The sequence below is a fragment of the Methylocystis heyeri genome (assembly GCF_004802635.2).
GTDB lineage: Bacteria > Pseudomonadota > Alphaproteobacteria > Rhizobiales > Beijerinckiaceae > Methylocystis > Methylocystis heyeri.
On record NZ_CP046052.1, the window covers coordinates 281,767 to 304,867 of the forward strand.

21 protein-coding genes are annotated in these 23,101 nt (G+C 61.0%); 7 read left to right on the forward strand and 14 right to left on the reverse strand.

All coding sequences use genetic code 11. From position 1 onward, the window contains the following. Positions 1 to 2: 2 nt before the first annotated feature. The 6 genes from H2LOC_RS01180 to H2LOC_RS01205 form a co-directional block, all read right to left on the reverse strand. Positions 3 to 1,433, reverse strand: coding sequence for an RtcB family protein (locus tag H2LOC_RS01180; RefSeq protein ID WP_136494724.1), 1,431 nt, complete (start codon positions 1,431 to 1,433; stop codon positions 3 to 5). 35 nt (positions 1,434 to 1,468) lie between these two features. Beyond that, positions 1,469 to 1,936, reverse strand: coding sequence for an archease (locus H2LOC_RS01185; RefSeq protein ID WP_202620510.1), 468 nt, complete (start codon positions 1,934 to 1,936; stop codon positions 1,469 to 1,471). 10 nt (positions 1,937 to 1,946) lie between these two features. Beyond that, on the reverse strand, positions 1,947 to 2,618 hold the full coding sequence (locus H2LOC_RS01190; RefSeq protein WP_136494725.1) for a dienelactone hydrolase family protein: 672 nt from the start codon (positions 2,616 to 2,618) through the stop codon (positions 1,947 to 1,949). 256 nt (positions 2,619 to 2,874) lie between these two features. Next, entirely contained in the window at positions 2,875 to 3,696 is an 822-nt protein-coding gene (locus H2LOC_RS01195) for a hypothetical protein (RefSeq protein WP_246206932.1), read from the reverse strand. A 165-nt stretch (positions 3,697 to 3,861) separates the two neighbouring features. Further along, a complete protein-coding gene (locus H2LOC_RS01200; protein WP_136494726.1) occupies positions 3,862 to 4,536 on the reverse strand; it encodes an arylesterase in 675 nt (224 codons plus the stop codon). 109 nt (positions 4,537 to 4,645) lie between these two features. After that, positions 4,646 to 5,134, reverse strand: a complete 489-nt coding sequence (locus H2LOC_RS01205) for a flavodoxin family protein (protein ID WP_136494727.1) — start codon at positions 5,132 to 5,134, stop codon at positions 4,646 to 4,648. A gap of 162 nt (positions 5,135 to 5,296) precedes the next feature. On the opposite strand from H2LOC_RS01205, the gene H2LOC_RS01210 reads away from it, so the two are divergent. Then, positions 5,297 to 6,658 (forward strand): TAXI family TRAP transporter solute-binding subunit, encoded by a 1,362-nt coding sequence (locus H2LOC_RS01210; RefSeq protein ID WP_246206933.1) that lies wholly within the window; start codon positions 5,297 to 5,299, stop codon positions 6,656 to 6,658. Positions 6,659 to 6,797: 139 nt separating this feature from the next. Further along, positions 6,798 to 7,520: a DUF1614 domain-containing protein gene (locus tag H2LOC_RS01215; RefSeq protein ID WP_136494728.1), complete on the forward strand. Its 723-nt coding sequence runs from the start codon at positions 6,798 to 6,800 to the stop codon at positions 7,518 to 7,520. Between the two features lie 55 nt (positions 7,521 to 7,575). On the opposite strand, the gene H2LOC_RS01220 is transcribed toward H2LOC_RS01215, so the two are convergent. Further along, positions 7,576 to 8,442, reverse strand: coding sequence for a manganese catalase family protein (locus H2LOC_RS01220; RefSeq protein ID WP_154331534.1), 867 nt, complete (start codon positions 8,440 to 8,442; stop codon positions 7,576 to 7,578). Positions 8,443 to 8,819: 377 nt separating this feature from the next. On the opposite strand from H2LOC_RS01220, the gene H2LOC_RS01225 reads away from it, so the two are divergent. Continuing rightward, positions 8,820 to 10,079 carry a carboxylate--amine ligase gene (locus H2LOC_RS01225; protein ID WP_136494729.1) on the forward strand — a complete coding sequence of 420 codons (1,260 nt, stop codon included), beginning with the start codon at positions 8,820 to 8,822 and terminating at the stop codon, positions 10,077 to 10,079. Here H2LOC_RS01225 and H2LOC_RS01230 read toward each other — a convergent pair. Together H2LOC_RS01230 and H2LOC_RS01235 are read right to left on the reverse strand one after the other, a co-directional pair. Beyond that, positions 10,015 to 10,755: a glycosyltransferase family 2 protein gene (locus H2LOC_RS01230; protein WP_136494730.1), complete on the reverse strand. Its 741-nt coding sequence runs from the start codon at positions 10,753 to 10,755 to the stop codon at positions 10,015 to 10,017. The two genes, H2LOC_RS01225 and H2LOC_RS01230, sit on opposite strands and share 65 nt — an antisense overlap. A 55-nt stretch (positions 10,756 to 10,810) precedes the next feature. Next, positions 10,811 to 11,641, reverse strand: coding sequence for a LuxR C-terminal-related transcriptional regulator (locus H2LOC_RS01235; RefSeq protein ID WP_136494731.1), 831 nt, complete (start codon positions 11,639 to 11,641; stop codon positions 10,811 to 10,813). Between the two features lie 451 nt (positions 11,642 to 12,092). Between H2LOC_RS01235 and H2LOC_RS01240 the strand changes: the two genes are divergently transcribed. The 3 genes from H2LOC_RS01240 (at position 12,093) to H2LOC_RS01250 (ending at position 15,147) form a co-directional block, all read left to right on the forward strand. After that, entirely contained in the window at positions 12,093 to 12,887 is a 795-nt protein-coding gene (locus tag H2LOC_RS01240; RefSeq protein WP_136494732.1) for an RraA family protein, read from the forward strand. A 129-nt stretch (positions 12,888 to 13,016) separates the two neighbouring features. Next, complete coding sequence (locus H2LOC_RS01245) at positions 13,017 to 13,940, forward strand: DUF1932 domain-containing protein (RefSeq protein ID WP_136494733.1); 924 nt, start codon at positions 13,017 to 13,019, stop codon at positions 13,938 to 13,940. Beyond that, positions 13,933 to 15,147, forward strand: a complete 1,215-nt coding sequence (locus tag H2LOC_RS01250; protein WP_162009675.1) for an acyltransferase family protein — start codon at positions 13,933 to 13,935, stop codon at positions 15,145 to 15,147. Before H2LOC_RS01245 ends, H2LOC_RS01250 begins: the two co-directional genes overlap by 8 nt. Before the next feature lie 242 nt (positions 15,148 to 15,389). On the opposite strand, the gene H2LOC_RS01255 is transcribed toward H2LOC_RS01250, so the two are convergent. Further along, on the reverse strand, positions 15,390 to 17,366 hold the full coding sequence (locus H2LOC_RS01255) for a polysaccharide biosynthesis tyrosine autokinase (RefSeq protein ID WP_162009676.1): 1,977 nt from the start codon (positions 17,364 to 17,366) through the stop codon (positions 15,390 to 15,392). A 549-nt stretch (positions 17,367 to 17,915) separates the two neighbouring features. Between H2LOC_RS01255 and H2LOC_RS01260 the strand changes: the two genes are divergently transcribed. Then, complete coding sequence (locus H2LOC_RS01260; protein ID WP_136494736.1) at positions 17,916 to 19,220, forward strand: glycosyltransferase family 4 protein; 1,305 nt, start codon at positions 17,916 to 17,918, stop codon at positions 19,218 to 19,220. A 21-nt stretch (positions 19,221 to 19,241) separates the two neighbouring features. Here H2LOC_RS01260 and H2LOC_RS01265 read toward each other — a convergent pair whose 3' ends face one another. The 4 genes from H2LOC_RS01265 to H2LOC_RS01280 form a co-directional block, all read right to left on the reverse strand. Continuing rightward, positions 19,242 to 20,432, reverse strand: coding sequence for a glycosyltransferase (locus H2LOC_RS01265; protein ID WP_136494737.1), 1,191 nt, complete (start codon positions 20,430 to 20,432; stop codon positions 19,242 to 19,244). 41 nt (positions 20,433 to 20,473) lie between these two features. After that, entirely contained in the window at positions 20,474 to 21,220 is a 747-nt protein-coding gene (locus tag H2LOC_RS01270) for a polysaccharide deacetylase family protein (protein ID WP_136494738.1), read from the reverse strand. A 5-nt stretch (positions 21,221 to 21,225) separates the two neighbouring features. Further along, complete coding sequence (locus H2LOC_RS01275; RefSeq protein WP_162009677.1) at positions 21,226 to 22,005, reverse strand: class I SAM-dependent methyltransferase; 780 nt, start codon at positions 22,003 to 22,005, stop codon at positions 21,226 to 21,228. A gap of 86 nt (positions 22,006 to 22,091) precedes the next feature. Further along, the gene (locus tag H2LOC_RS01280; protein ID WP_246206934.1) at positions 22,092 to 22,841 is read right to left on the reverse strand and encodes a WecB/TagA/CpsF family glycosyltransferase; all 750 of its coding nucleotides are present in this window, start codon (positions 22,839 to 22,841) and stop codon (positions 22,092 to 22,094) included. Positions 22,842 to 23,101: the final 260 nt, after the last annotated feature.

Here is a 23,101-nt window from a genome sequence, read left to right on the forward strand (position 1 = left end):
CCTTATCCTTTGATGCAGATCAGCGGGGCAAGATAGGCGACCTTCCTGGCGAGCCCTGCGGCTTCGGCGCAATCGACGACCGCCCCGACATCCTTATATGCGCCGGGCGCTTCTTCGGCCACGCCGCGCATCGAGGGACTTCTCACCACGATGCCCTTTGCGCGCAGCTCGTCGACAATCTGGCGGCCGCTCCAGGCGCGGGTTGCGGCATGCCGGCTGAGGCGGCGTCCGGCGCCGTGGCAGGCGGAGGAAAAGGCGCGATCCTCGCTTTGTTCGACCCCTGCGAGAACATAAGAGCCCGCGCCCATGCTGCCGCCGATCAAAACGGGTTGTCCATATTGCCGGAAGGGCTCCGGCAGGCTCGCGCTGCCCGGGCCGAGAGCGCGCGTCGCCCCCTTTCGATGAACGAAGAGCGCGCGATCTTTTCCTCCAATGCGATGGGTTTCCAGCTTGCAGGTGTTGTGAGAAACGTCGAACATCAGCGGAAGCTCGCTTTTCCCGAAAAACCGCGCAAAGACCTCCCGCGCGATGTGCCCGACGATCTCGCGATTGGCGAGCGCGCAATTGATCGCGGCGCGCATCGCGCCGAGGTAGCGCTGCCCCAGCTCGGAATTTATGGGAGCGCAGGCGAGCTCGCGGTCGGGCAGCGAAATGCCGAAGCTTTGGGCGGAGACCGCCATCTCGCGGAGAAATTCGGTTCCAATCTGATGGCCGAGACCGCGCGAGCCGCAGTGTATGGTCAGGACGCACTTGCCGCGCTCGAGACCGTAGGCCGCGGCTGTCGCTGGATCGAAGATGTGCTTTACCTCCTGAACCTCGAGATAATGATTGCCCGATCCGAGCGTTCCCATTTCGCGCCTTTGGCGCTCTTTGGCCCGTTCCGAGACCGCGGCGGGCTCGGCTCCTTCGATACATCCCCCTTCTTCTATTCCGAGGAGGTCTTTTGCGTTCCCGAAACCTTGCTCCAGCGCCCATCTCGCGCCACCGGTCAGCATGGCGTCCATGGCCGCGCGATCGAGGACGACCTCGCCTTCCGCGCCGACTCCGACAGGCACGAGCGCATAGAGCGCATCGGCCAGTTCTTCTTGGACTGAAAGGACTTCTTCGCGCGTGAGCGAGGTGAGATGGGTGCGGACGCCGCACGAAATATCGAAGCCGACCCCGCCCGCCGAGACCACGCCGCCGGCCTGCGGATCGAAGGCCGCCACGCCGCCAATGGGAAATCCATAGCCCCAATGCGCGTCCGGCATGGCGTAGGACGCTTCGACGATCCCCGGAAGCATTGCGACATTGGTCGTTTGATCGAAGACCTTGTCGTCCATTTCCTCGAGCAGGTCTTCGCTCGCGTAAATGACGGCAGGGACGCGCATGGCGCCGAAAGGAGCGACGCGCCAAGCATTGTCTGAAAGCTTCTCGAAGCGACGGCGATCCATGGCGCAGCCCCCTTATCCGATAGCCGGACGCCCGATCAGACGTCGATGACGCATTGGGCTCGCCACAATCCGGGGCGATCCTCGCGGACGGCAAGCTCGGTGAATGTCGCGCCTTTTACCTCCACTGCTGGAGCATGGCGCTCGCGAGAAATCTTCTCGCCGAAAGCGCGCGCCGCCAGCTTCGTTCCCGAGATCGAGACTTCGAAGGCCCCGAATATAATCCGACGCGTAGCGATCTCATATGTAACGGCGTTCAGCCAATCGACCAGCAGCAGGTCGAGCGCGGGCGCTTCCAGCGTAATCTCGACCGGTTCCTCGAGGCGAATGTCGCGCGGATCGACCATGGCGGCGCACAGCGCCACCGCCGCCTGCTCGAACGCGATCGCGGGCGTAGCGCCAAGGCCGCGTATCCCCAGATCCGCGCCATGCGAGAAATGCTCCCAGCGTGGGGCGTCGGCGCGCGGCGCGGGTTCGCCGTCGCTCATGTCTACGCTTTCGCCCATGATTTTTTTTTCATCCCTCGTCAAAGGCTTCGGTCGTCTTCTTGGATTGGCGGATATGTCGGAGAAACCAGTTGGCGGCGAGGTCCGCGACATTCTCAAGGGCGCCCGTCTCCTCGAAAAGATGCGTGGCTCCGGGGACGATTTCCAGACAGGCCTCGCAGCGCAGCCGCTGTAGCGCCTTGCGGTTGAGTTCTATGACGGGGAAATCCAGCCCGCCCACGATGAGTAATGTCGGCGCGGCGACTTTTTCGAGTTCTGCGGCGGCGAGGTCGGGGCGGCCCCCGCGCGAAACCACCGCGGCGATCCGGCGTGGCTCCTGGGCTGCAGTCACGAGAGCTGCGGCCGCTCCTGTACTGGCGCCGAAAAGGCCGATGGGTAGACGGCGCAACTCCTCGCTTGCGGACGCCCAGTCGACCGCCTCCGCCAGGCGAGAGGCAAGCAAGGAAATATCGAAAACATTTTCCCTGTTTTCGGATTCCTCCATATTTAGGAGGTCGAACAGCAAGGCGGCCAGACCCTCATCGGCCAACTTTCGGGCGACGAAATTATTGCGCGGACTATGGCGCGACGATCCGCTACCATGAGCGAAAATTATCAGCCCGATCGGCCGCGGAGGCAGAAAAAGGCTGCCATCCAACCCTTCTATCCCGACTGCGACGGCGCTGCGACGAAGATCGACCATGATGGCCTCCGCGCTTCGACTGCGACTGTGTAGCGGCCAACCGGCGTGGGGTCGCCGACGCTATCTCGCCAATTGCTCCTATAAGTAGGGTTGTTTCCCGCGCCGTCGCTGTTCTTGTCGCGCTCGGGATCGGGGCCTCGAAAAAAAGCCATGCGTCATCGGGCGTGAATGCGCATTACGCACGGTGGCGCGCTTTTTAAGCCTTCGGGAGAGCAGGAGCGCATTTTTATCGCGTCTGCTTTTGCGCCAACGCGCTTTAAAGCCAGTTCTCGAACTGGAGCGGGGTCCAACCTTCGAGCTCCGCTTCAATCGCGAAGGCGACGCCGCGGGCGATCAGCACGCTCCGCTCGCCCATGCCGGCGACCTGCCCGGCGTCGGACCGGCAGATCTCGGCGACGGCGGTTCCGTCCCGGACCGCCAATCCCTTGCGCGCCAATCCCTTGATGCGTCCCGCCACCGGCGAATAGACCGGAGCGTCGTCGATCTCGCCCAGCATGTCGCCCGCCCGCACGCAGGAGCCGATGGTCTGCCGGGCGCGAAAAACCCCACAGGCGCCCGCCAAAATCCTGGAGGTTTCCTCGACAGGGCTTTTGGGAAAGCGCGGCGGGGCGCCTTCGCGGACGATCGCGCCGGGATCGCGTCCCTCTGTCTGGATTGCGACGTGGCAGTCCCTTCCCACACTGAATTCGGGTCCGACGCCGATGGTGAACTCGGCGAGATTGAGAAGAGGCTCGGGCGGCGCTTCGCCGTCATCCGCCGTGGCCACGATGATGTCCCAGGGCCAGCGCTCGGTAACGTCGACAAAGCGCTGGGTGAGGATCGGGATGAATTCTCCAGTCTGTAGGCCGAGCAGGAACTCGGAGCTGGTGTCGGCGCGCCTTGCGCTGAAACCGTCCAGAGAAGCCTGAACATCGAACCACGCGTCCGAAAAGCTCATCAAGCGCCTGAGCGTGGCCGGTGGCGTCTCCTGATGAATTGCGACTGCGTAGCCTTCGCCCGCCAACCGGCGCGCCGTCGCCGACGCTATCTCGCCGATTCCGCAGACAAGTATGGTCTTTTCCTGCGTCGTCATAGTCATGGTATGAGCTTGGGTCAGGGCTGCAATGGATCACCCGGCCGGTGGATTGCGCCGGGTCGGCGCGGGCGCAGTTTTTGCGACAAAGCGCACGCATCTCAAGCAAGGCAAGCAAAATACGCGCCACAGATTTGGAGCGCATTCGACTGTGTTTAAGCCGAACGCGCGCTAACGGTAGCGCGTGACCTGCAACCCGTCGCGCCGACCGATCGATTTCAACGAACGTTCGACGAGCGGCGCTATTCCGGCGACGATCCTTCTGACGCCGAGCGCGTTGGGGTGCTCGTTGTCGCTTTTCATCAGCAAGGGGTTGCCGTAGACGCCCTGCAGAAAGAACGGATAGAGCGGCGCGCCCCGCGCGCGCGCAAGAGCGGGATAGATCTCGTCGAAACCGACGACATATCTGGGTCCGTTCTTTGGCAACGACAGCATCCCGGCTAGGATGACGCGGGCGCCTTGCCCCCGGATGATGGCGATCATCGCGTCGAGGTTTCGGTAGACTTGCTGCGGCGGAACATGCTCCAGCATGTCATTGCCGCCAAATTCCACGATGACGAGATCGGGGTGATATTCCAGCGCGGTGGAAATGTTGGAAAGCGCTTCGCCGCTGGTCTCGCCGGGCGTGGAGCCGTTCCAGACGACGACGTCATAGCCGTCTGCGATCAGTTTGCGTCTGAGCACGGAAGGGAAACCCTGCTCCTCCGGCAGTTCGAAACCCGAACTGAGGCTGTCGCCGAACACCAGCACCTGCATCGGCTGCGCCAGCGCGGGAGAAGAAAGGATAGCATACAGCAACGCTGCAAGCGACAGTGCGCGGACGAAGGAACGACACTGGTCTCTCATGGGTCGGGTCCAAATGAATTTCCGCACTGCAGCCAATTTAGCGTGTCCGAAATCCGGGACCAGCCCTTGGCGGGGTGGTTCCCATTACTGCAAGCCGTCGGCGGCCGCGCTAAAAAATCCCCGCGTCCAGGCCCGCGGCCGCCCGCATCGCCATCTCCCGGCAATCGGCCAGAAATCCGTCGCGCCATTCGCCGCGGCAAATGAGGGGTTCCTGCATTTTTCGCCAGCGCAGTCCAGTCGCAATCGTCTCGACCGCGCGCCTCGTTCCGCCGCCGTCGCTCCCGGCGCGGACGCAAAGCGCGTAAGGCAGGCCCTGAGTGCGCTCCAGGCAGGGGTAATAGATGCGATCGAAAAAATCCTTCAGCGCTCCGCTCATATAGCCGAGGTTTTCGGGCGTCAGAAGAATGATCGCATCGGCGGCGACGACGTTTTCGGGATGGGTTTGGAAAGGCCCCAGAGCCTGGACCTCGAGCCCTTCGATTTGCAGCTCGCGGGCGCCCGCGGCCAGAGCATCGCGAAGACGCAGCGTGTTGGGGGACGGGGCGTGCGCGACGATGAGGAGTTTCTTGGGGGACGCTGCTTTCGTCGGATCGGCCATGAGGCCATTATAGCGCCGGGCGACCGAGGAAAGCCACGGCCGGCGAGAGAGACGGACGAGACCGGGGGGGCGCCGCACAAGCTATTGACAACGCCGCCCTCCGGAACGACGCTTCGAACGTCGCGGCGCTGTTTGTAACGACAACGGGAGCGAGCGGGCGTCATGGGGTTATTCGGCCTGAAACCGCCGCGTCTCGCGGTCCTGCTTCCGGCGGGCGCCATGCTCGCCGTCGGCGTTGTTTTGGCGACTTTCTATTTTCACTCCCCGCACGCGACGCTGCGCATCACGACCGGGCCTGCCGGAGGCGCGGCGGAGCGCTTTATCGCCGCTTTCGTTTCGACCGCGGAAGCGGAGCATCCCCGCATTCGGTTTGAAACCGTCTCCGTGCCTAATCTGAAAGCGAGTTCCAAAGCGCTCGAAGACGGGCAGGTGAGCATCGCCGTTGTGCGAAGCGACGTCGCGCCCCCCATCAACGGCCAGTCTCTGGTGATTTTGCGGCGCGACGTCGTAGCCGTCGTTCTGCCGCCCGGCTCGCCGATAAAGAGCTTCGGCCAGCTTGCAGGCAAGACCGTCGCCGTTCCGCTCGGCCCCGTGCAGGCGGAAAACGCCCACGCCCTCGACCTGATATTGAGCTATTTCAATGTTTCTCCGGAGACGGTGAAGCGCGTCTTTCTTCCCTTTTCGGAAATTGGGCTGGCGATCCGCGAAAAGCGCGCAGTGGCGGTTCTCGCGGTCGGACCCATTGGGCCAGGGCAGATTGTGGAGACCGTCGCCGCCGTCGCCAAGGCCACGAAGGGGACGCCGGAAATCCTCGGCCTCGATGAGAATGAGGCGATAGCCAAGCGCTTCCCCGGCCTCGAGGATATCGACATTCCCAAGGGCGCCTTCAAAGGGCGACCGGCCACTCCCGACGACGACATCAAGGGCGTCGCGGTCACCTACCGTTTCGCCGTGCCCACCAGAATGCTCAACGCGGTCGCCGGAGCGCTGGCCCGCTCCATACTCAAGACCAAGGGCAAGCTGATGGCGCTCACGCCGCTGGCCGCGGAAATCGAGGCGCCTGATCCTGACGAAAAAAACCCGATCCTGCCGATCCACCCCGGCGTCGCGGCCTATTTGTCTAGCGGGGACCAGAGCTTTCTCGACGAGTTGCAGACCTATCTATACGCCATCGGCATTCCTCTCAGTCTGCTCGGATCGCTCATCGCGGTTCTCTGGGGCCTGTTCACCAACAGGCGGCTGGCGAAAGACCAGGAGAGAGTCTTTCGCCTTCTCATGCTCGCCGACGAAGCCCCGAAAGCGAACGCCGACGAACTCGCGTCGCTGGAGCGCGAGTTTCGTTCTTCCGTTTCCGCCTGCGTCAGCAATCTGCTCGAAGACAGCGGGAAAGGGGATCATGCGCCGGTTTCGCTCGCGATCGAACACGCGCGGCGCGCCATCGAAAATCGGAAGACCGTGCTGGCGGAGGCCGCGGCGAGAGCGCATGCCGACGAGAAGGCCGCAATCTCCGCTGCGGCCGATTAGATCGATCGTCGAAGACCGCCGCCACAGGAACAATAATCGCCACGGGGATTGCTTGTGCGCGGCTGTCCGCCTCATGGACGGCCGCTTGACCGCCTTCTCGCCGGCTCCAGTTACCGGGCGGGCGGAGAGGAATGCGGGCATGCACCAGAGCCAGATACATTATCTTCCTCTTCCGCCCTTCTTCTATCTGTTTCTGATCGGCGCGCTCGCCCTGGTGTTCTTTCTTATTCAGTTTGGCGTTCTCACATACGCCTACAGGCGCATAGGGCTCAGCGCGAACTCGGCTCTCCTGTTGCTGATCGCCTCTCTGCTCGGCAGCTATGTCAACATCGCAGTCGCTCGATTGCCGGAAGTGCAAACGCGCGCTCAGGAGGTCGTGGATTTCTTCGGCGAGCACTATGTCGTTCCAGTTCCGGTCGATTGGCCCGGAACCGTGATCGCGGTCAATGTCGGCGGGGCGGTGATCCCTGCGTTACTGTCCCTTTACCTCATCCTTCGCAACCGCATCTGGATCGTCGGTCCGATCGCGATCGGCATCGTCGGCGCCATCGTGTACGTCTTGGCGAGTCCCGTGCCCGGCGTCGGAATAACGGTTCCCTTCTTTATCCCGTTGCTCGCCGCCGCTGTCGTGTCGCTTGTTCTATCCTGGGAGCGCGCGGCTCCTTTGGCCTATGTCGCCGGCAGTCTCGGCACGCTCATCGGAGCCGACCTGATGCATCTTCCGCAAATCGAAGAGATCGGCGCCCCGATCGCTTCGATCGGCGGCGCAGGCACATTCGACAGCGTTTTTCTCACCGGCGTGCTTGCTGTTCTTCTCGCGGGAATCCCATCTGGCTGGGGACATCGGTCGACGGCGTATTAGCGCTCGAGAAACCTCCGGGGGAGGAGGGCGCGCAGGCGAACGCCCTCTCGCAATATCAAGGCGACATGCGCCCGGAACCTGTGTCGGTTCCAGTCGTCGCGTCGGATTCGGTTCGCATGGAAAAACTCTCGAGGTCTCGTTGTTCGGTCTGGCTGAGCTGCACGGAAGCGAAACCCGTTCCGCCGTCGAGTGGAAGATTCGCCTCGATATCGTCGAGTCTGCGCCAACCGTTCCCCTTGTTCCATGGCCCTTCGCAATCGCCTTCCCCGCGTGACGCATTGACATATAGATCCGCGAATTGCGGCATTCCGGGGAGCTTGCCGGGAGGGAAATTGTTCTCGATCGAGTAGAGCGCTTTTTCGAACGACTTCTGATGCGCGATTTCGCGGGTCATGAGAAAGCCCAGGGCTTCCTTCACTCCCGGGTCCTCGGTGATGTTGATGAGGCGCTCATAAATTATCTTGGCCCGGCTTTCCGCCGCAATGTCGGAACGCAGATCGCTGGCCGGGTCTCCGATCGTGTCGATATAACCGGCGTTCCATGGCACGCCGGAAGAATTCGTCAGCCCCGGCCCTCCGCCGTAGAGCAGCGATTGCGTATGGCTGTCGCCCCCTTGCGTCAGCGACCTGTAAAGATCGGCCTCGGCCTGGCGCGCCTCCGCCAGTTCGCCTTTGACGCCTTTGTTCAGCATGGACACGACGCTGCCGATGATCTCGAGATGGGAGAGCTCTTCCGTGGCGATATCCAGAAGCATGTCCTTGCGTCCGGCGTCCTCTTCCGAAAGCGCCTGGGTGAAGTAGCGCATCGCAGCCGCCAACTCCCCGTGAGGGCCGCCGAACTGTTCCAGAATAAGGCTCGCAAGGACCGGATTGGCCTCGGAAACGCGAACGGTGTACTGCAGCTTCTTGTTGTGCGTGAACATGGGGGACCCTCTCCGCGCCGCCTTGGATCTCTCGGCGACGCCATGAACTCGGCCGCGCCTGCGCAAAGGGCGCGCGACGCGCTCTTACAACGCTGCTTTGAAATGGTCGTTCCTCGGAATCGCTTCGGAAATCAGCCGGCTCCGGGTCGTATTCGTCAAAGCCCTGGCTTCAGCGAAATCATTCCCACGCTCCTGCTTCGGTTCCGCATGGACATGCTCGCGAGCGGTAATCCATATTTGGTTCTCAATCGGCTCGGTCGCGGTGTTTCAGGCTCCTACGCGCAACTCCTAACTACATTGAAGCGGATGCATTCGATTGCAAGCCGGGTTATTGGTGAGGCGACCGCCAATTAATTTGCAACGAACGGTGTGAAGTAATGACAGACCGGTCTTCTCTCATCGGACGAGACGTCGCCGCAATCGTCATAGACGGATCGCAGAATGCGTTGTCGGTGGCGCGCAGCCTGACCAGCCTGGGCGCACGCGTCTATTGCCTCTCCGAACCGCATGAACCCGTGCGCTATTCGAAAGGCGTGACGCGAATTGCCGAGGGCGGCGCCAATGCGGCGTCATGGGAACGTTTCCTGCTCGGCCCGGAGTCGGAGTGGCTGCGCGGTGCGTTGCTGCTCGCGTGCAGCGATCAGGCGATAGAATTTCTGGCCAAGAAGGCCGGCGATCTGTCGAAGAAGTTCGTTCTGGAAGAGGGAGAGCCCGAGACCCGCCTGCTGCTGCTCGACAAGTTCAGAACCTACCGCCACGCCCGGGACGCGGGCATTCCCACAGTGAAGTTCGAATATGTAAGATCTTTTTCCGATATGAAAAAAGCATCCGGCGCCTTTCAATTTCCCGTGGTCCTCAAACCGATCCATTCTCCCGACGCAGATCGGCTGGGCGGCAAGATCGTGATCGCCGATGACGAGGACGAATTCCTGCGGCTCGCGCCCCTGCTCGAAAAAGGAGTGCAGGCGGTCGCCATGGAGTTCATCCCTGGAGGAGACGACCAGCTCTGCAGCTATTACGCTTATCTGGACGAGAAAGGACATGCGCTGGCCGAGTTCACCAAGCGCGTCGTTCGTCGTTCCCCGATTCATACCGGCAGCGTGAGCTATCACGTGACGGACTGGAACCCCGAGGCCGCCGCGCTGGGCCGGCGATTGTTTGCAAGTCTGAAGTTGAAAGGCATAGGCAATGTCGAATTCAAGCGCGATCCGCGCGACGGGCAACTCAAAATCATCGAGGTCAATGCGCGCTTCACGCTCGGGGACCCTCTTCTCGTCAGGAGCGGCGTCGATCTGACGGCTATCACGGTTGCGCGTCTGACGGGACAGCCGACGCCCCCGCCCGCAGACTACGAGAAAGGCCTCGTGCTTTGGATTCCCATGGAGGATTTTCGCACCTTCCTGCAACTCTGGAGAAGGAAGGAGATCGGCTGGGGCAAATGGCTGGCCGAGATCTCCCGGGCGCGCGTCTTCCCCTATTTTTCCTGGCGCGATCCCGCGCCCAGCTTGCGGCACAACGTCGGGCGAGCGGTGTTCGTCTTCAGCAGCTGGATCCGCCTGGCAAAACGCGCCCTCACGCCTCCTGCGCTGGAGAGCCGCGCCACTCGTTCAGCGGCAGATAGGTCTCGCGCTCCGTGACGCTATGCAACGCCCATGTGGCCGCCATCAGAAGCGGTCGCGCGAGAGGCAGGGCGCTCAATTCTGCAAGTGCCGCTTTGCGGCGTTTGCTCTTCGTGCCTCCCGACAGAGAGCCGTCGCGGACGCGATAATGCGTGAGAGGCTCGGGGACGCGCCATTTTTCGACTTCGTCGAGAGTGGCGATCCACCAAGCCCCGTCTTCCCCGACCCAGAGGTCGGGGTCGAACGGACGACGCAGCATGATTTCGCGCCTGACCATCCAGGAACTCGTCATCGGTATATTTCTGGCGAGCGCATAGGCGAAAACGGCGCCGCTCTCGGTCATCAGCATGTGATCGACGCCGACGAAGTCACGCTCGCCCCGTTCCATGACATTCAATTGCTTCTCGATCTTGGTCGGCAGCCAGACGTCGTCGCCGTCCAGAAATGCGACGAATTCTGTTTTGGCGGCGGCGATTCCGCTGTTGCGGCAGGCGCCCGGAGGGCCGACCGGACGGCGCAAGATCTCAACCCCTGGAAAAGGAACGCATAGCTCCTCGATCCAGGTGTTTGCTTCCTCCGCCACCACAATGATGTCGCATGCCGCAGTCTGGCTGACGACCGAGGCCAGAGCATCCGTCACGAACGGCCGCTCCGCGTCCGTCATGCAGGTGACTATAGCCGTGGCTTCGCTCATCTTCGCGTTTCTCCGGCGATTGAGGGAGAGCCGAGCGGGATGCCCATATCCCCGCTCAGCTCGGCTGGAGCTCGCTCTCGAGAGCCGGCGTCGATGATGGGCCGCGATCCAGCCTTGCCGCCGACGGCGCCGAAAGCTGGCTCGGCGGACCTGCTGTATGGGAGCCTTGGTTCAGCGCCCACACCGCCGCCTGCGTTCGGTTTTTCAATCCGAGCTTGCGGAAGATGGCTTTGACGTGAACCTTGACTGTGGCCTCGGCGATATCGACCTTCCTGGCGATCATCTTGTTCGAGTCTCCCACGATCAGACAGGACAGGATTCGCTTCTCCTGCGCCGAAAGTTGCGGGAACGACGCCGGCGGCCTTGGATCGAAGGGAGGGTGGGGCGCACACACCAGATCGAGTTCCGGCTTCGGCGACGATATCTGTTCCGTTCCAGTTTCCGCCAGCCAGCTTTCTTCACATTTGAGCAAGTGGGAAAGCATGCCTTGGGGAACGACGGTTTCTCCGAGCATGACCAGCTCTATCGTCTTGAGAAGGGCGTCGGAAGTGGCGTCCTTCGTCAAGCAGGCGTTGGCGCCGGCCTGCAGCGCCGAGACGATCTCCAGAGGTTTCTCCTGTTCGGTAATGATGACGGAATAGCCGTTGTGCTGTTGATCTTTATAGAGATTCAGTTGGCCTGCTGTTTCTTCGGCGTCGAGTCCGGCGCCCAGAACCAGGAGACTGATTTCAGTTTGTCTCAAACAGCTCATGACCTCGATGTCCAATATGGACGTAGAGGCGACTACTTCGTATCTTTCTGATGATAAAATGCGAGAGAGTCCTTCACGAAAAAGACTGTTCTTCGCGATGATAATTGTGGGGATTTTACTCTTGAACTTGGCCACAACTACCTCCTTTTAGTAGATTAAAAGATACATTTATGATTGTGCGACGCAAGAGAAAATTTAGTACAATTATTGTGACACGACCATTATCTACTACAAAAGACTAATTATTTTAGAGCTATAGCCGGATACTAGAATTGATACGTACGTACTATTTTAGATAAAAAGGTGGTAAATTCGCACGTTTTCCTAACAGGCTGTATCCCGCGGTTCTTCCAGCGTTCGGTTCCATTTCGGCTCGGCGCCGCCCTCCCGGCGCGACGTCGGAATGACGAGACGAGCGTAAATCGATAAATTCTCTGGAGTACCAAATATTCGTCAGCAACGTACGAGTTTCAACGTAGGATTACCTGAAATATTGGTTGACCTCCAAACGGGTTACCGTTCCCTCTTTTGGATTGTAAGCCGGAGTATCGCTTCTTTTCGTCGTTGCAGGTCGGCTATCATCATCATGAGTTCAATCCACTGGAGCATCGCCGTGACGGAGATCCTTGCGCAGTCCAAGTCTCACTTCCCACAGCAATCCAGTGGAGGAGTGGCTCCGCCCCGGTCGGCAAAAATCCATCTCGGGCCGGGTTTCCGCATAAGGTCCAACTTCGCACGGCCGTCGAGGGATCTGCTGGAAGCTTTCGCCGGGGTGGAGGTCGCCGACCTCTCCGATCAGATGAACCGGCTCTACGCCATTTCGGCTGAAATCAAGCCGATTTCCTCCGCGGAGAGCAGGCTGGTCGGGCCGGCTTGCACGGTGAGGGTGTTCCCGGGCGACAATCTCATGGTGCACAAGGCGCTCGACATCGCGAAGCCGGGGGATGTCATAGTCGTCGACGCCCACGCTTCCCCTTTGAACGCCGTGCTCGGCGACATGATCTGCACCAAGGCCAAGCATCGCGGCGTCGCAGGGTTCATCGTGGACGGCTATGTCCGGGACGTCGAGGACATCTGCAGTCGGGATCTGCCTGTCTTTGCGCGAGGCGCCACTCCGGTCGGCCCCCTGCATCGCGGGCCGGGGGAAATAAATTACGCTATCTGCTGCGGCGGGGTCGTCGTTCAGCCCGGCGATATTGTCGTGGCGGACGCCAGCGGCGTCGTCGTCATGCCTGCCGCTCATGCGGAGAGCGTGCTCCAACGCCTCATGGAATATTTGGAGCGAAGCGCCGACTACCGGAAAAGCCTGGAAAAAGGCTCGTTCTCCAACGCGTGGGTGGACGATGTACTGGCGGGCCTCGGATGGAGCGAAGCGGAATGAGTTTCTAAAACCTGTCGGTCATTCCGATGTCTCTCGATCTCGGCGAGAGCCGAACGGCGGCGCTCGCCGGGCGTGTTTTCGCGTCGGCGGACCATTTCGCTCAAAGTTTGACCGCGGAGCCTCATCGGCATGACGAAGGTAGCGCTCATCTCGCCTGGGTCGCTTGGCGCGGCGGTCGGAAAAGCCCTTGCGGAACAGGGTCATCTCGTCTGCTGCGCCGTCGCCGGAAGAAGCGCGGCGACGAGCGCGCGCGCAGCGGATGCGGGCTTCGAACTGCATCCCTCCCTCGACAGCATGCTGGCGGGAAGCGACTTTATCCTGTCTCTCGCCACTCCCGCCGAGGCGATCAACGTATGCGTCGAGGTGGCCGCGGCGCTCGAGCGCCTGCGCGGAGCGGGTGTTGCCAATAGCGGGAAGAGGGCCGTCTTCATCGACGGCAATTCGATCTCTCCTTTGACCGCCATGTCGATAGCGGACGCCTTGCGGGACGCAGGCGTGGTTTGCGCGAAGGCTTCCTTTTTCGGTCCCGGCAATCGTCTCACGCGAAGCAACGTCGTCATGCTCAGCGGCGCGGGCGGCCGGGCTGCGGCCGCACTTTTCAATCCATGCGCCGAGGCGAAATTCATCGGAGAGGATTTCGCCGCCGCCGCGGCGGTCAAGATGTGCATGTCGATCCTGACCAAAAGCCTGCCGGCTCTCTATCTCGAGTCAATGCAGGCCGCGCGCGCCTCTGGTCAATTCGACGCCGTCCTCTGGCTTTCGGGACGTCTCTATCCGCAGATATCCGAAATGATGAGCCGGCTTCTCTCGACTTACCCCGCGCATTTCCAGCGGAGGATCGACGAGATGCGAGAGATGGAGCAGTGGCTCGAAGAGCTTGCGCTGGCGCCGCCCGTCGCGCGCGCGGCGCGCGCTTCGATAGAGAAGCTCCGGCTCGATCGATATGAGGGGATCGGTTTTGAGGGTCTTGGCGAAATGCTCGTCACGTTTCTCTCAGCCGACGGCGCGGGGGCGAAACCGGAAGCGGCGGAGGAGGCCATTTGTCGTGATTGAGGCGTCGTGCGGCGCGGCGCAGCCGCTTTCGAAAGACATGGAGTCAACGCAACCCGTCCTCGGCGGCGCGGTTACGTCACGCGACTTCGTCTCCATACAAATTTTGCGCGCGCTGGCGGCGCTGATGGTCGTCGTCTGGCATTCCCATCTTTCGGTCAAGCATTTCGTCCATAGCTACCTGCCGACGGACGACCGGGAATTCCTCCGCCTGCATTGCCCGAGCGTCTTCAACCACCTCTATTTCGGAGTCGATATTTTCTTCTGCATCAGCGGGTTCATCATGACCATGCTGGTTGTGCGGGGAGGAGAGGACAGGCCCGGCGTCTTCATATTGCGTCGGGTGACCAGAATCTTTCCCATGTACTGGCTGTTCAGCTTGATCGTTCTGGCGGTCTGCATGATCAATCCCCGTTTCAGCGTCGCGGGTTTCAGCGGGAACGCCGCAGCGGATTTCAAACATGCGATTTTTTCCCTGCTTCTGCTGCCGGAGGGACAGGCCCCCATGCTCGGGGTGGGATGGACCCTGGTTCAGGAAATGGGCTTCTATTTCTCCATTTTCGTTCTGCTGTTGCTGAACGGCGGGAGGTTCGTGGTCGCTTGGATCGCGCTGATCGCTTCAGTAATGCTGATTGCCGGCCTCGGGGCTGCTCCAGCGCGCGCGGACGGCTTTATAAGCGTATTTTACCCGGAATTCATGTTCGGCGCGCTTGCATATAAATTCCACCCTTATGTCTCCGGGCGATGGGCGGCGCTGCAATTGTCGCTGGCCGTGCTGTTCTACGCGCTGCTTTCCGCCGCATCCGATTTTTGGCCCATCCCCGAAATATCTGAAATCCGCATCGTAGGATGCGGGCTCGTCGGTTTTCTGCTGATTTGCGGCTCAATCGGCATGGAGCCCCGCCTGAACCGAAGCTTTGCCCGCTTTTTCAAGGCGATCGGCGACAGCTCCTATGTGCTTTACCTCAGCCATTGGCTGGTCCTTTCCTTCCTCGGAAAAATCGGCGCCGCGCTTTTTCCGGGGCTCGGAGCCGTCGGCGTCGCGGGCTGGCATGTCGCCTCGATTTCTGCCGCCGTGGGCGTCGGCTATGCGATCCATCGGCTGGTGGAAAAGCCCCTGAACCTCCGGCTGAGAAAATGGCTGGAGCACACCCGGGCCTCCAGCCTTTTCGGCCGTGGCGCGCGGGCTTTCCTGCCTGCCGAACGATAGATATCCGCACCGCTGACAGTGGATGGCGCGCCTGAGAGCATGAGCCTCGCCGCGCAAGTCTCTCCCCCGCGCCTCCGCATCGATCGGGCAAGCCCTTTATCTCCGAGGGGCTACCGATCATTCAGGGGGCCCGCCAGCCCGGAGGTCGACCGGATTTTGTCCGGCTCAACGGCTCTCTCCGCGCGGCTCGAGGGGTATCTTACGAGCGCGCCGCGCACTGCCGCCAGCGCCGGGACGGAGGCTCACGCCTCCGCGGCTTTGCATTCTCCGCCGGCGACCGCGGCGCCGGGTTGCTCCGCCGGCGTCGCAAGCTGCGCGTTTACCGAAGGCATGGCCAACAGCCGGGCCTTGGAGGCCCAATATCTGCGCTGGTGAAGGAAATAGTCGGAGAGAGCGCCGCTGCTGTAGAGCGCCTGGCGGGCGAGATCGACCTGCGTATATACCGGCATGATTTCATCAGGGGCGCCGGAGCCGCGAAGCATGCGGAAGGCGCTCCGCGCCTGGTCCCATTTCGTGCTCTCCCATTTCACCAGAAAGAGGATCCTGTCGGCAAAGGGCGTGACCAGCCGAAAGTCGGAGACTCCGAGAAGGGGAGGGCAATCGAGGAGGATATAATCATATTTGCGCTTGAGTTCGTCGAAGGCGTTCGCCCAGTCCTCGCTCGTGAGCAAGCGCAACAGATCTCCGGAAGAGCGGCCGAGCGCGAGATAATCGGCGTCGGCGGGCGCGATCCTCTCAATCGACTCCACGACGCCGGCCGTCGATATCAGAGGCGCATTGCGTTGAGGCCCCCGCTTGTCGAAGTCAATGATCAACACCTTCAGCCCTATCGATGCGACGAAGGCGCCGAGACTGTGGCAAAGCGTAGATTTCCCTTCCTCAGGAAGACTCGACGCCGCCATTATCACCCTGGCGATCTTTCTGTTTCGTTCCGAGGCTTCGGGATGCACGGACGCCACCAGAAAGCGAATGGCCTGAGCATACGGCCCCAGTTCGGGGCCGAGCAGATCCTCGCGCGTCTTGGGTTGAAAGAACCGCTTCTTGCGGACTCTGGGAAGGAGCGCCGAGCAGGGAACGCCGAGGCAGTTGTGCAGGTCCCCTTCGCTGCGCAGGCGCATGTCGAGTTTGTCGAGCCACGCCGCGATCCACGATCCGGCGATCAGAAGAGAAACGAACACCGGAACCGCGAGTATGATCGGGTTCAGCGAGTTCGGCTTTTGCGGCGTTCTCGCCAGAGCCAACACGCGCACGTCGGGCTTGATATTCGCCAACTCGGCCTGGAGAAGCCCCAGTCGACGCTGGAGGCTGGGCTGAAGAAGCCGCGCGGTGGCCGCTTCAGAGGTAAGCTCGCGGAGCCGCTGATAGGTGAACTGCTTTCCCTGGCCGGCGGTTTCTCCGGTCGCTTCGGGCCGGCGTTGCAATAGGCTCAAAGCTGAAGCGTCGGCTCGTCCTACCTCGCTCTTGACGACGGCTATGTTCGCGGTGACGTGCGCGATTTCTCTTTTGGTGGAGGCCTGGAGCATTTCGGTGCGGTTGTCGACATAGGACTCCGCTATGCGATTCACGACGTCGGCGGCGAAAGTCGGATCGGAAGAATTGAATGTTACGGTGATGATGTCCGACTTGCCGTCTTGAGCGATTTTAATGCGCTTTTCCAATTCGTCGGCGATCGGCGTTGTGGATTTCGGCGATTTGAGCAGCGCGTCGGCCCAAACGGCGAGCCGTTCGGAGAGTTGGGATACGAGGTCGCCGGAAGTCGCCTTTTTCCGGGGCTGTTGTTCCTCGCTCTGTTTCACCGTCTCGGGCGCCGTCTCACCCGAAAGACCTGAAACCGCGCGCTGCAGGAAGTCGCGGGAGTTCAATACGCCCATATGGGTTTCGATGGCGAGGGCCGCGCTTCCGCTGTTGATTTCGGCGACTCGGGACGCGGTTCCTTCGTTGGAGGCGTCGGTAGGCGGTCTCACCTGAGGGTCTACGATCAGCATGGATTTCGCGGCGTAGGTGGGCGGAAGCATCAGGGCTGCAAGAAGGAAAAGCGCAGCGCCGCCAGACGCGAAAAGCAGGATGAACGGCAGGCGTCGCCTGATCAGCTGCTTCCTGGGCTCCAGACTGTCCCGAGCGTGCCGCCTCGCTTGCACAATATCTTTCTCGATGATCGGCAGTTCGTCCAGCGTACGATGTTTATCCGCGGATGAATGATTCCTCGGCGTGAACAGCATCACCTTCATTCCCTGACAGGAGCTCATTTCGTGAGCGGGCTTCGACTGCGTCTACTGATCGTGAGCGAACGGGGACGTTGCGCTAAAGAGGAAGATAGGTCGCTCTCCGGTCGCTTTCAGCCTCTGGAGAGTCCCAAAGCCTGGCCCGCTCCGTCAATGGATATTAATCGCTAAAGGAAAGTCCTTGGAGACTATAACGTTTGTCCCGTGGACGGAACTATTTGACGAACGGCATGTCTTCATCGAATTCTCGTCTGCCGTGCGAGTCTTTGCGCGCCGAAGCTCTCGCCGGTCGTCGTCGCTTCATGAGGACGGCGTCGCAGATCGCGACGGGGGTTGGAGCAGCTCGCAGAGGAGTAGTTCGAATGGGCATTTTCCAACCAACGGCGCGCAGCTCTATGGAATGCCGATCGCTCGTCGGCGCCCACGTGAAGCGACCCCGTCGGGCTAATGCGCTTGCCTTTCACACGGGCGATCACTCCCGAACGGAAAGCGCATAAAATGGTCTGACGTCCAACTTCGCCAAAGGGGGTTTCTGTGAGAATCCTGATGAGCGCTTTCTCATGCGGTCCCGGTCGTGGCTCCGAGCCCGGCGTTGGTTGGAACATCGCAATCGAAACCGCGCGGCTCGGACATGTCGTCCACGTCATGACCCAGACCGAATGCAGATCTGAAATCGAAAGAGAAGTCGCCAGGGGCGATCTGCCTCCAAATCTGACATTCGACGTTTTCATGCCGGTCTGGCTCGAGGCCCTGCGGGATCGCGGCTTGAAGCTGGGGCTCTTCTCGACGACCTGGCATCTCGTCAACTTTCTTTGGCAGTTCAGCGCGCTTCATCGCGCGAGGCGTTTGTACAGAAGCGCCGGCTTCGATATGGTTCATCATGTGACGCTCGCGGGAATTCGCTATCCCACGCTATTGGGCTCGCTCGGACTTCCGACCGTGGTTGGCCCCCTCGGGGGTGGAGAACGGGCTCCCTTCGCGCTCCGCAAGAGCATGCCGGCGAAGGAATGGTTTACGGAACTGCTGCGCGACATCCATAATGTGATGTTGCGGTTTGAGCCCCTCAACCGTTCAGCTTTCAAAAACGCGGACCTCATCATCGTCCGATCGGAAGCGTCATTGCTCGCGGTTCCGGCTTGCTACAGGCATAAGGCCGTGGTCGATGTGGGAATGGGGATGGGAGGCGCGCCTGAGGCAGCTCCCTTGCGCCGTGAGGCGGGCGAGCCGCTCAAAATGCTGTACGCAGGACGCCTGGTATACTGGAAGGGAGGACATCTCGCCATACGGGCGCTGGCCGCCGCGCGTTCGCAGGGCGCCGACGCTTCCTTGGATATGGTCGGCAGCGGGCCGGCCCGGCAGGATTTCGAGGATCTCGCGAGAAGTCTCGGCGTATCGCAATATGTCTGCTTTCGGGGCGAAGCGCCTCGGGACGAAGTGATGAGCTTGTTCCGCCGCCGCCACGCCTTCCTATTCCCGAGCCTGCATGACGCCGCGCCGACAGTGATTTTGGAGGCGTTCGCCAGCGGCCTGCCGGTCATCTGCCTCGGTCTCGGCGGTCCGGCCAAAATGGTCGACGCAACCTGCGGCTATGTCGTCGATGTCGACGGCCGAAGCGAGGAGGAATGCGTCCGCGAACTCGCCAACGCTATCGTTTCGCTCGCTTCTAACGAAGATCTGCGACTTGCAATGGCCGAGGCTTCGGCGCAGCGCTATTCGGAATACAAATGGCCGACGGTGACGGCCGCTCTCTATGCGGAAATCGAGAAGCGCGTGCCGCGGGCGAGCCCGTCGGCGCAGCCGGAACACAGCCGTGCGAACGGAAGCTGCGTCCTCGGCTCCAATGGCCGGTAGAGAACCTTTCTCGCGCGCGCTCTATAGCGCCATCGCCTGCTCTCTTTGCCTCGGCAGGTTCAGGGCGCGCCCATACGCCGCCATGAGCTGGAGATAGTTCGACTGCGGCGCGTAGCTGGCGACAAATTTGTGCAAGGCGGCTTTTCGCATCCGCTTCCGCAATCCCGGATCGCCGAACAGCCGTTTGACTTTTTCTGCAAGATCGGCGGCGTCGGAGGGCGTGAACAGCAGTCCGTCCTCGCCGTCGGCGACGATCTCGGGCATGGCGCCGAATCTCGAGCAGATGACGGGAGTTCCGCGGGAGAAGGCCTCCACGATGACCCTGGGGAAGTTCTCATAGCAAAGAGAGGGTGCAATCAGCGTTGTCGCGCGACCCGCGAGGTCGCAGATTTGCTCGCCCGAAACATGGCCCAGAAAGTTAATTCTGCCGTCCTGCGCGGCGGCGCGTTCAACGAGGTCGGATTCAGGCCCCTCGCCGGCGATGGTGAGCTGGATATCCTGATCTAAAAGCTTCCACGCATCGAGCAAAGTGGAGACGCCTTTTTCGGGAGACAGCCGCCCTGCATATAGCGCAAACCGGCCGTCGCCGCGGCCTATCGCATCCCGCTCGGAGAAGTTTGGCTTGATGACGATCTTCGAGCCGGGCAGGCCCGCCCGGATCAACTTGTTCTTTTGGAACTCGCTGAGCGCGATATAGGTGTCGACGGCGTTTTCCCAGGTGCCCATCAGCCTGTGCAGGGACGTCATGAGTGCGATCGTCGCGCTGGCGGTCAAGCTGCCGCGATAGCATCGCCGTAAGACCCCGGGCCAGGGAAAGCGCCTCCCCAGGCAACTCTCGCACACGCGTTTATCCTGAAAAAACAATCCATTCGGGCAGGCTAAACGGTAATTGTGAAGCGTTTGGACGACGGCGGCGTTTTCGGCTTTGGCGGCGTAATAGGCGGAGGGAGAGACGAGCGGCATCGTGTTGTGAAAATGGACGATTTGCGGCCTGTAGCTCCGGCATATTTCGCGCACGCGGCGATAGGCGGCGCGATTCCATATCGCCCCGGCCGCGACCGCGAGCCGGTTGGCGTCCGCTATCGCCGCATTGTCGAGAAAATACTCCACCACATTGTGGCCTCTCGATTTCAACAGCGCCGACTCCGCTCTCACGCACAGGTCTTCGCCGCCGACCTGCTGATAAAAGCAGTGCACCAAAAGAATGTCCATTTCGCACCCCTGTGAGATTGGGAGAGTCGGCCGCGACAGCCTCAGACGAACTCGCACAATTGCCCGTTGGTGACCGGCTTCGAGGATGAAGCTGCCTCCGAAAGGGCCTGCAGCACCAGCTCAAGCCGTCTCCACTGCTCGTTCTTCTGAATCTCCCATGAGTGTCCCCAAAGGTGGAATACGCCCCCCTCTCTGACAGCGAGGTTCAGGCAGAAGCGGGAAAGCGCTACCCAATCCGAATTCGAACCGCTTTTCACAAAGCGCCATGCGTTGCGAAATGCGGCGCGCTTGACGAGGTTTCTGGCGTAGAGCTGCAGTTCATGCTGCTGGGTCTGAACAGTCGTCGGAATGACCGAAAATGCCCGCTTGCGCCTCGGGGGGGCGAGCGAAAGCAGTTCGGTGGTGCGCATTCCGTCAAAGCCGGCGCGTTCCACGATTTCCATATCCCTGCGCTTGAAACGGCCCTGCGGAGGGCAGAAGACTTTGCAGGCGACTCCTGTAACGTCTTCGATCCATGCCTTGGATTGGCGGACTTCCCGTTCGACGACTTCCGGCGGGGAATGCGCCAGGATCACATGGTTCATCGTGTGAGCGCCGACTTCGAAGCTGGCGCCGAGCTCCCGCATCGCGGCCGGATCGATGACGGTCGTCTCGCACTTTCTCGGAATATAGAATGTTCCCTGCAATCGATACTTCGCCAGGAGTTCGGCCACCCGCATATCCATGGGGTGGCCATCGTCCCAACTCGTCGTGATGTAGCTCCTGATCGGCGCGCTGGACTTCGACATGCAGATCACGAAGCCAAAGCCGAAGCGCCTTGATCGGGCGCCGGCTTTCGCGCGAGCATACGCACGCTTCCATCGACCATGGCGGCCTGCAAGAGAAAGTGGATAGCTCTTTTGATGACCGGCGCGTTGGGGAAGCGTATCGGCCAACGCTTTCTCTCCACTTGTTCGAAACCGCTCCGCTCCAGCGCCAGCTTTAGGGTCGGCGCCGGGAAGAACAAGAGATGTCCTGGCTTTTCGGCTTCTCGCCAGCTCGATCCCGACACAGCGGCATTCAATCCTTCGGGGTTCGGCGTGGTCACGAAAAGCCATCCGCCCGGCGTCAGTCTCGCGCTCAATTGTCGCAGCGCGGCGGTAGGGTCGGGAAGGTGTTCGACCACCTCGAGGCTCGTGATGCCGTCGAAGGTGAACTCGGCTGGGATATCCTCGAGAAATCGGTAGGCCTTGAAGCCGCGCCCGGTGAGGTAATCCACGCCGAACGGCTCAACCACGAACACATCGGCGCCACGACGCCTCAGCGCCGCGGCCATGGCGCCGAGACCTCCGCCAAAATCCAATATCCGCTTGCCCGCAAAGCTAGGCGAGTCGGTAGAGCGCAGGAGATAGCCCGCAATGGCGTCAGCGACGCCGCTGTCCGTCGCGCCGGTTTCCGCGCGCGACGCTTCGGGCGCAACCCAACTCCTTTCATAGAGATCCTTCAGCGCCTCTTCGCTTGGAAAAGGGTCCCGAAAAATCGCGCCGCAGGCGTCGCAGCGGAAGAAGTCGGGGTTTCGCCAGAAGGACTGCAACCTTTCCTTTTCCCGGCACAATGGGCATGTTTTTTGTTCATCAGCATTTGAAGCCATGTCTCGACCTATTGTTCGCGGAGTCGGCGTTACGAAATCGGATCGGCCCCGGTCTTGGCGCCCGAGAGGCGACTCAGAACGCCGATGAAGAGCAGGCCCAAAAAAGACGGAACGACGTGAAGATAACGCCGGCTGAGCCGCTTCGGTTCGCTGCACATCCTGAATAGCCATTCGCAGCCGCATCTTTGCATCCATAGTGGCGCTTCAGTTTTGCTTCCCGAGAGAAAATCGAATGCCGCTCCCACTCCGATCATCACCGGAGCAGTGATTTCAGCCCTGTGCTTCGCCATCCACAACTCCTGCTTCGGCGCACCGAGACCCACCCATAATATGTCAGGCTTGGCTTGGTTGATTCGCCGGATCATTTCCCGGCTTTCGAGATCCGTCATTTCTCGGAACGGAGGGGAAATGAACCCCGCTATCGGAAGGCCGGGATATCTTTCCGTCAGCCGCTTGGCGAGTTCGGAGAGCGCCTCTGTTCGACCGCCGACGAAAAAGTTGCGGTATCCGCGCTCCGCCGAAACGCCGCAAAGTTCTCTCATCAAGTCCGCCCCTCTCACCCTTTGAGGCCGCCGTTCGTTGAGAAGCTTGCACATGAGAATCAACGGCATTCCGTCGCCGAGCACGAGGCCCGCGGTTTGATAGGCGTTGTGGAGCGCGCGGTTCTTTGTGGATACGACCGCGCAATGCGCGTCGGCGAGGCACACGAAGTTTGGGGAACGCGATGCGATCCAGTTCTCGATCTGTGAAAGCGCGCCGTCCTTGCCTGTAAGGCTCACTCTCAGGCCTCCGACATAAAACCGCGTCTTCCCCGTCAAAGACTCGCATTGGTCGACATGGCGTCTTGCGAACCATCTTGCTGAACGCTTCGCATCCATCTGCCGGCTCCACGTTCGATCGCTGTTGAGGTCGATGCTTCGTCGAGGACAAGAGAAGTATCGGCGACAGCGCGTGTTTCAAATTGAGCAGATGAGGCACCCGGAAAACGTCGCTGGATCGCGAGGTATCTCGAAAGTTCGATAACTATTCGCGCCCGAGG

Coding starts and splice junctions, on each gene's coding strand:
- H2LOC_RS01180 (WP_136494724.1), bottom strand. CDS start 1,433: ATGGATCGCCGTCGCTTCGAGAAGCTTTCAGACAATGCTTGGCGCGTC.
- H2LOC_RS01185 (WP_202620510.1), bottom strand. CDS start 1,936: ATGGGCGAAAGCGTAGACATGAGCGACGGCGAACCCGCGCCGCGCGCC.
- H2LOC_RS01190 (WP_136494725.1), bottom strand. CDS start 2,618: ATGGTCGATCTTCGTCGCAGCGCCGTCGCAGTCGGGATAGAAGGGTTG.
- H2LOC_RS01195 (WP_246206932.1), bottom strand. CDS start 3,696: ATGACTATGACGACGCAGGAAAAGACCATACTTGTCTGCGGAATCGGC.
- H2LOC_RS01200 (WP_136494726.1), bottom strand. CDS start 4,536: ATGAGAGACCAGTGTCGTTCCTTCGTCCGCGCACTGTCGCTTGCAGCG.
- H2LOC_RS01205 (WP_136494727.1), bottom strand. CDS start 5,134: ATGGCCGATCCGACGAAAGCAGCGTCCCCCAAGAAACTCCTCATCGTC.
- H2LOC_RS01210 (WP_246206933.1), top strand. CDS start 5,297: ATGGGGTTATTCGGCCTGAAACCGCCGCGTCTCGCGGTCCTGCTTCCG.
- H2LOC_RS01215 (WP_136494728.1), top strand. CDS start 6,798: ATGCACCAGAGCCAGATACATTATCTTCCTCTTCCGCCCTTCTTCTAT.
- H2LOC_RS01220 (WP_154331534.1), bottom strand. CDS start 8,442: ATGTTCACGCACAACAAGAAGCTGCAGTACACCGTTCGCGTTTCCGAG.
- H2LOC_RS01225 (WP_136494729.1), top strand. CDS start 8,820: ATGACAGACCGGTCTTCTCTCATCGGACGAGACGTCGCCGCAATCGTC.
- H2LOC_RS01230 (WP_136494730.1), bottom strand. CDS start 10,755: ATGAGCGAAGCCACGGCTATAGTCACCTGCATGACGGACGCGGAGCGG.
- H2LOC_RS01240 (WP_136494732.1), top strand. CDS start 12,093: ATGAGTTCAATCCACTGGAGCATCGCCGTGACGGAGATCCTTGCGCAG.
- H2LOC_RS01245 (WP_136494733.1), top strand. CDS start 13,017: ATGACGAAGGTAGCGCTCATCTCGCCTGGGTCGCTTGGCGCGGCGGTC.
- H2LOC_RS01255 (WP_162009676.1), bottom strand. CDS start 17,366: ATGCTGTTCACGCCGAGGAATCATTCATCCGCGGATAAACATCGTACG.
- H2LOC_RS01260 (WP_136494736.1), top strand. CDS start 17,916: ATGAGCGCTTTCTCATGCGGTCCCGGTCGTGGCTCCGAGCCCGGCGTT.
- H2LOC_RS01265 (WP_136494737.1), bottom strand. CDS start 20,432: ATGGACATTCTTTTGGTGCACTGCTTTTATCAGCAGGTCGGCGGCGAA.
- H2LOC_RS01270 (WP_136494738.1), bottom strand. CDS start 21,220: ATGTCGAAGTCCAGCGCGCCGATCAGGAGCTACATCACGACGAGTTGG.